Below are 6,350 nucleotides of genomic sequence, written 5' to 3' on the forward strand. Positions count from 1 at the left end.
GCACCTTTAAACCCACCGCTCACCATATATGAAACTGCCTCTTGCACTACTGAGTATTTGCTTTATCAGTGCTTGCTCCATAAGCTCATCCAAAGAAATAAAACAAGCCGAAAAACTTCTCCAATCTTTTGACTGTCAAAATATAGAGCGCGATCAGGCAGACCACAGCAGTATGACCAGTTATCATGAACAAGTACTTGCCAGCAGCAAACAAAAAGCCCAATCCTATGTAGAAAGCTATCAACATGGCGATCAAATTTTTGACCTGCCCCTGCCCGAAGTGATTGAAACACAGCTACAAAGTTATATGGACGCATGCCAGTCACTAGGTGGGGTTTTACCCAATCCCCAGCAAAAACCTTAAATACGATTAGCAATAAAAAAGACAGCTCGAAAGCTGTCTTTTTTAATTTCATATGACTTAAATTTGAAGTTAAGACACAGTTGAGTCGTTGTGATAGCGAGTATCGACACTGAAATCTTGAGGAAACTTAGCAGAAATTTGCGCATAAAATGCCATAATTTCAGCCATATCTTTTTCATAGTCACCAGTAGGATAAATAATTTTACCCACTCCAGTTTTTTTCTTCGCATAATCCATATAGGCCAGCGCAATCGGAACACCAGCACTGACTGCAACATGGTAAAAACCTGTCTTCCACTGTTCCTGCTTGGCACGTGTCCCTTCAGGAGTGACCAACATGACCAACTTAGGGTGCTCTTTAAAAAGATCACTCATGAGTTGCACCATACTTGGACGTGGTTCACCTTCATGCTTTGGACGACGGTCAATACCTATCCCACCCATTGCACGAACAAATGGCCCAAATGGTAGTTTCATATAGCTGTCTTTAATAGTGATACGGACATGCACACCTAAGGCTTTTAATGCCAAACGAGCGTACAACGCATCCCAGTTGCTGGTATGTGGCGCTGCAATCATTACACATTGATCGATATTCAAATCCCAATGATTATCAATCTGCCACCCCATTAAGGCCAAACTTTGTTCTGCAAGCTTTTCGAACACAAAAAAATACCACATTAGTGAAAATCCGCGCCGATTCTAGCAATGCTGCTGATCAAATACACGGCGAGACGCTCAATAAAACAACAATTAATCTATAAACGTATATTTTATTTAATTCCAAATATTTCAAGAAAAAACAGGGTCTTTGAGATTAAAGGCAAAAATACGTGAATAGTATTCTTTATTGACGATACAGAGGCACTCACAGATCTTCACAGATTCATTTCCAGCACTCCTGTAAGGTAGAACTAAACACTGAATAATATCGGGTGCTGTATATGCAAAAGACTGTTTTAGCACTATGCCTATCTTTCACCATGTTAACTGCATGCTCAAAGCCAAATGAAAACAATCCTCCACCAGATCACAATGTCACCGCATCTCTGGACGACAGTGCTAGCGCAACCGTGATGGATACACCAGACACAGCAAATGCCTTAGATTGGGTAGGCACATATCAAGGGGTTTTGCCCTGTCACGATTGTTCTGGGATCGACACTGAACTTGAACTGACCTTAGATCATCATTTTGTGCTGAAACAAAAATTTTTAGGCAAATCGAATAATAATTATGTCAATGAAGTGAAAGGTTCATTTCAATTTTTGAATGGCTCTGATCAACTGATACAGCTCGACTCATCAGGTGATAGCCGTATTTATTATATTGGTGCGCAATTTATGGAAATGCGTGGCGATAAAGGTCAAGTGCTAGATCAACCCGAGTTCAACTTTAAACTCACCAAATCCTTAGAATGAGAGTACACCTAACATCAAGCATGATTTAAATTACGTATTTGTGTGTCAGTGTATGAATTACCCAAACATCAAAAAAGTAGCCGAATTTCCTCGGCTACTTTTAAACACCATTTACTGCTTTTTCGACTGTAAGTTTTCAATCAATTTACTAAAATCAAGCGTTGTGGCTTTTTGCACCGGTGGATAGTCCATCAATGACTTAATATGTTCTGCCAGTAGTGCCTCTAAAGGCTCACCCAACCAGAGTTTCTTTTGCATAATGTCAGAGCGATCTGTTGTGCTATCAAACGATTCAAACGGATCTTGACGAAGGTTAAAAATGATAGGAAATTTTAACTTTTTATAAGTGTCATAATAGTTTTCGCTGGTTTCAAAATGCAACTTCCATTGGTTCATTCGAACGGCACGTAGTGTTGACTCATGGTAATACAGGAAATTATTACGCTTACTTTCTGCTGATTTTCCAGTCCAGTAATCTAGGTTATTAATCCCATCAATATATTGTTTACGGTCATTTTTCATTTCCTCTACAACATTTGGATCACCCGCAATGGTCGCCAAAGTGGTGAAAAGATCCATATTGGCTTGAATACCAGTTTTCACTTGCCCAGCAGGTATATGCCCCGGCCAACGGATCATTGTTGGCACACGAACACCACCCTCATAGGTGGTCATTTTCTCACCACGGAACGGCGTGGTTCCACCATGATTTTTGGCACTGTGCTCAGGTCCATTATCAGAAGTATAAATAATGATGGTGTTATCTAATACACCCATCTTTTTCATATCATCTAATAGCTTACCTACTTGCATGTCATGTTCAATCATGCCGCTACCATACATATCTTCTTCTGAAGTTGCCTTGGCTGCTAGATAACGATGCGACTCTCGTAAGCGTGTATACATGTGCATACGGCTTGGGTTTAACCACACGAAAAATGGTTTATCGGCATTTTTACTGCGCTTCATAAAGTCAGTACTGGCTGCGATGAACTCATCATCCACCGTTTCCATTCGCTTACTGGAAAGTGCTCCAGTATCTTCACATTTTTGCTTACCCATTTTCCCAAAACGTGGATCTGTGGTTTCATCCTCTGTGCTTGTTGCATAACAATGCAGAACACCACGTGTACCAAATTTTTTACGGAATTCAGGGTCTTTTGGATAATCTACTTGTTCAAAAGTATCTTCAGTATTGAGGTGATATAAATTACCGTAGAACTCATCAAAGCCATGTACTGTCGGTAAATGTTCGTTACGGTCACCCAAGTGGTTTTTACCAAACTGACCATTCATATAACCTAAAGGCTTAAGAACCTCAGCAAGCGTTGGTGTTGCAGCTTGAATACCTAAAGGTGAACCAGGACGCCCTACCGTGGTGAGACCTGAACGAATTGGATATTGTCCCGTAATAAAGGCTGCACGGCCTGCAGTTGAACTTGGCTGCGCATAATGATCGGTAAACATAATGCCTTCTTTGGCAATTCGATCAATATTTGGGGTGTTATAGCCCATCGTGCCATGACTGTAAGCACTCACGTTTTCCCACCCAACATCATCAGACATAATCACCAAGATATTTGGAGGCTTTGCCATAACAGCCGTTGATAGCAACGCTCCAGCAGCCAACGCGATAGAACGTGAAATAGTTTTTTTACGCATGTGTTTTCCTTAACAGATTATTGAAACTTAAAACCTATCCGCAAACAGCCACATTTAAGCAACTATTTGATTATTCATTATTTACGGGTCAATCCTGCCCGGCATTACAACAATTCTTTTAATGTGGTTGTAAACGTCTCGCGATTTCATGCTTGGATGAAGTTACGGTGTAAAAAAACTTCTTTAAACCCGAGCATAGGTAATGTAAACCTGCTTCTCCATCTGGAGTTTTCAGGAAACGGTCTTTCGGACAGTCACCCCAACACAGTTGCAAATATGGACATTGCTTGCAATATTCAGGGAGAGTGCTGGATTTGGCGTAGGCGAATTTTTTCTGTCGTTCTGAAAAAACTAAATCCCCTTGATGAATCTCGTGAATATTGCCGAGCTTATATTCTGGATAGACAAAGTGATCACAGGAAAATAAATCACCATTGTGCTCCACTGCGAGTGACTTCCCGCAAATTTGGCCAGATACACATTTTTGTGCGCCATATCCAAACATCATCGAAATCACATTCTCAAATTGATCGATAAACACCTGTCCAAAGTCTTGAGCAAACCACTCCTTCCATACGACAGATAAGAAGCTCCCCCAATCATCCGCAGCAATCGACCAGTCGGTTACTACGGAATCAGCAGTTCCGGGTTGTGCTGCTGTACTGCCTAGTTTCGGTAAATCGGCTGGATTCCACTGTCCTGGCGCTGTTTGTTGGAACTGCGCACTTTCCATGCCTGGAATAAACTGAATCATGTAAGGTTTAACCTGATCACGCAGGAAACGGTACACATCGAGCGGTCGTTTGCTGTTATCGCGATTGACCACACACAATGCGTTAAAGCGTATTTGGTATTGATGCAGTAATTGCGCAGCATGCATCACTTTGGCATGGGTAGGTTTACCACCTTTGTTGTAACGGTGGATGTCGTGCAAATCAGCTGGACCATCAATGGATAAGCCAACTAGGTAATCATGTTTCTTTAGAAAGGCACACCAGTGTTCATCAAGTAAAATGCCGTTGGTTTGTAAGTCATTTTCTATACGTTGATTGGGTTTCTTATATTTATGTTGTAGTGCCGTCGCGCGTTTGAAAAAATCTAACCCCATCAAGGTCGGCTCACCGCCCTGCCAACTAAAGACAATTTCATCCCCAGTTTGTGCTTCAATATATTGCTTAATATGAAGCTCTAGCATTGACTCCGTCATGCGCGGAGTTTTCGGTTGATGCAACATATCTTGCTTATGCAAATAGAAGCAATAACTACAGTCCAAGTTACACTGTGCGCCAGAGGGCTTGACCATCACGTGATAGCGATATGTTTGTCCCTGCACTTGCAGGCTTCTTAAAGGAGGAGATTCAGCTTGTATCGGTATCATTCGCATTTTGAGAATTCTCATTTTTTTCAGCGTTTAGGCACAAATTCACAACTGTACAAAACCATGTACACAAGTCATTCTGTGAAAATAGATTCAAGAGTTTCATTCCATTCACTGCATGTAGTCTGCTAAAGACCCAAGCCTTTGGTATTTTGAATGGATTAACCCAAGTGACTGTTGCCGCTACACATACATCAGGAAGGCTGCTATAAGATGACCTTGCGGATATTCTGATAATTCCAATGTTTTATAATTCATTCTCTTCTTGTCCCTAAGCTTAATTTTCATCAGCAAAGCCACTGTGCAAGTGTAAAAATCAACAGCCAATTCCAATTTAGGCATGCTGAAAAATACTGACCCATCTCACACAGTTGCCTTGCTTGGTAGAGCACGTTATCAAACTTTGAAAATAGAAAAACCACTCAAAAGAATGGTAATTGCATTTTTTATGCTCTCTTTTTATTAAAGCTTTCTTCGGATTCAGACCTTGTTCTAAAACTTATTATTCTTTAGTGTGTATTGGCTTTGTTGCACAAACATTCAAAAGCTAAACTTCTTCCAAGTTATCTAAATTTAAGTGGCAACTTGGGTGTGAGGTCGACCTAAATCTGTAAATTTATTTAATACGGCCACACGTGCATGAATCTCATTGACTTGGCTTTGAAAGTTTCTCGCACGGAGTTTATCGCCTAATAATTTGATGCAATGCATCTTGGTTTCTATCAGACTTCTGCGATGATAGCCTGACCAATTTTTCCATATTGTTCTTCCTAAACGTTTAACTGTTCGAAGTAATTCATTTCGCTCTAGCGAGCTGGTCTTTGTATCTTTCCAAGGTTTCGCATTTTTTCTTGGCGGAATCACCGCATGTGCTTGTCGGTCTGCAATTACTTGACGGCATTGCTTGGTGTCATAAGCCCCATCAGTATAGACAGAGTCAATCTGCTCATCTTGTGGAATCTGATCGAGTAAATCACCAAGCACTTGTGAATCACTCACATTATTTGTAGTGAGTTGAATAGCGCGTATTTGAAGGGTTTCAGCATCTATACCAATATGAAGTTTACGCCATTGGCGACGATATTCAGGTTGGTGTTTCTTACGCTTCCATTCACCTTCGCCTAGAAACTTTAAGCCAGTAGAATCGACGAGTAGCTGGAGGCCATTACTGCTTTTTTGATAGTTAATTGCAATATCAATATGCTTTTGTCTTCTGCAGATGGTGGAATAGTCTGGTGCTGTCCAATCTAATCTACAAAGATGAATGAGACTTTGCACAAAGCCAGTGACCATGCGTAAAGAAAGATGAAATAAGGATTTGATCATTAAACAGCATTGGATGGCTGTATCTGAATAAGTTTGATTTCGACCATGTTTACCTTTGGGTTGAGCGTACCATTGAGTCTTGGGATCAAACCAAATTGAGAGATTTCCTCGATTTATTAATGCACTGTTATAAGAAGACCAATTGGTTGTACGATAGATTTTAGGTGTGGGCTTATTCATTTGAGAATTATATTGTGGA

At 40.7% G+C, this 6,350-nt stretch carries 6 protein-coding genes; 2 read left to right on the top strand and 4 right to left on the bottom strand.

What is annotated here, in order from left to right; all coding sequences use genetic code 11:
* The first annotated feature begins 28 nt into the window (after positions 1-28).
* Positions 29-364, top strand: coding sequence for a hypothetical protein (locus PTT44_RS10495; RefSeq protein ID WP_168159170.1), 336 nt, complete (start codon positions 29-31; stop codon positions 362-364).
* Between the two features lie 69 nt (positions 365-433).
* On the opposite strand, the gene PTT44_RS10500 is transcribed toward PTT44_RS10495, so the two are convergent.
* Positions 434-1,030, bottom strand: coding sequence for a 1-acyl-sn-glycerol-3-phosphate acyltransferase (locus PTT44_RS10500; RefSeq protein WP_010326291.1), 597 nt, complete (start codon positions 1,028-1,030; stop codon positions 434-436).
* A 278-nt stretch (positions 1,031-1,308) separates the two neighbouring features.
* On the opposite strand from PTT44_RS10500, the gene PTT44_RS10505 reads away from it, so the two are divergent.
* On the top strand, positions 1,309-1,785 hold the full coding sequence (locus PTT44_RS10505) for a copper resistance protein NlpE (RefSeq protein WP_168159172.1): 477 nt from the start codon (positions 1,309-1,311) through the stop codon (positions 1,783-1,785).
* Positions 1,786-1,896: 111 nt separating this feature from the next.
* On the opposite strand, the gene PTT44_RS10510 is transcribed toward PTT44_RS10505, so the two are convergent.
* The 3 genes from PTT44_RS10510 to PTT44_RS10520 form a co-directional block, all read right to left on the bottom strand.
* Complete coding sequence (locus tag PTT44_RS10510; protein WP_171527545.1) at positions 1,897-3,447, bottom strand: arylsulfatase; 1,551 nt, start codon at positions 3,445-3,447, stop codon at positions 1,897-1,899.
* A gap of 118 nt (positions 3,448-3,565) precedes the next feature.
* Complete coding sequence (locus PTT44_RS10515; protein WP_273795635.1) at positions 3,566-4,780, bottom strand: anaerobic sulfatase maturase; 1,215 nt, start codon at positions 4,778-4,780, stop codon at positions 3,566-3,568.
* 618 nt (positions 4,781-5,398) lie between these two features.
* Positions 5,399-6,331, bottom strand: a complete 933-nt coding sequence (locus tag PTT44_RS10520) for an IS5-like element ISAha1 family transposase (RefSeq protein ID WP_195728735.1) — start codon at positions 6,329-6,331, stop codon at positions 5,399-5,401.
* Positions 6,332-6,350 lie beyond the last annotated feature (19 nt).

Origin of the sequence: Acinetobacter sp. Gutcm_16 (assembly GCF_028649355.1) — a bacterium.
Taxonomy (GTDB): domain Bacteria; phylum Pseudomonadota; class Gammaproteobacteria; order Pseudomonadales; family Moraxellaceae; genus Acinetobacter; species Acinetobacter johnsonii.

Excerpts from the sequence above, each read along its gene's own strand:
- PTT44_RS10495 (WP_168159170.1), top strand. The coding sequence starts at position 29 with ATGAAACTGCCTCTTGCACTACTGAGTATTTGCTTTATCAGTGCTTGC.
- PTT44_RS10505 (WP_168159172.1), top strand. The coding sequence starts at position 1,309 with ATGCAAAAGACTGTTTTAGCACTATGCCTATCTTTCACCATGTTAACT.
- PTT44_RS10510 (WP_171527545.1), bottom strand. The coding sequence starts at position 3,447 with ATGCGTAAAAAAACTATTTCACGTTCTATCGCGTTGGCTGCTGGAGCG.
- PTT44_RS10520 (WP_195728735.1), bottom strand. The coding sequence starts at position 6,331 with ATGAATAAGCCCACACCTAAAATCTATCGTACAACCAATTGGTCTTCT.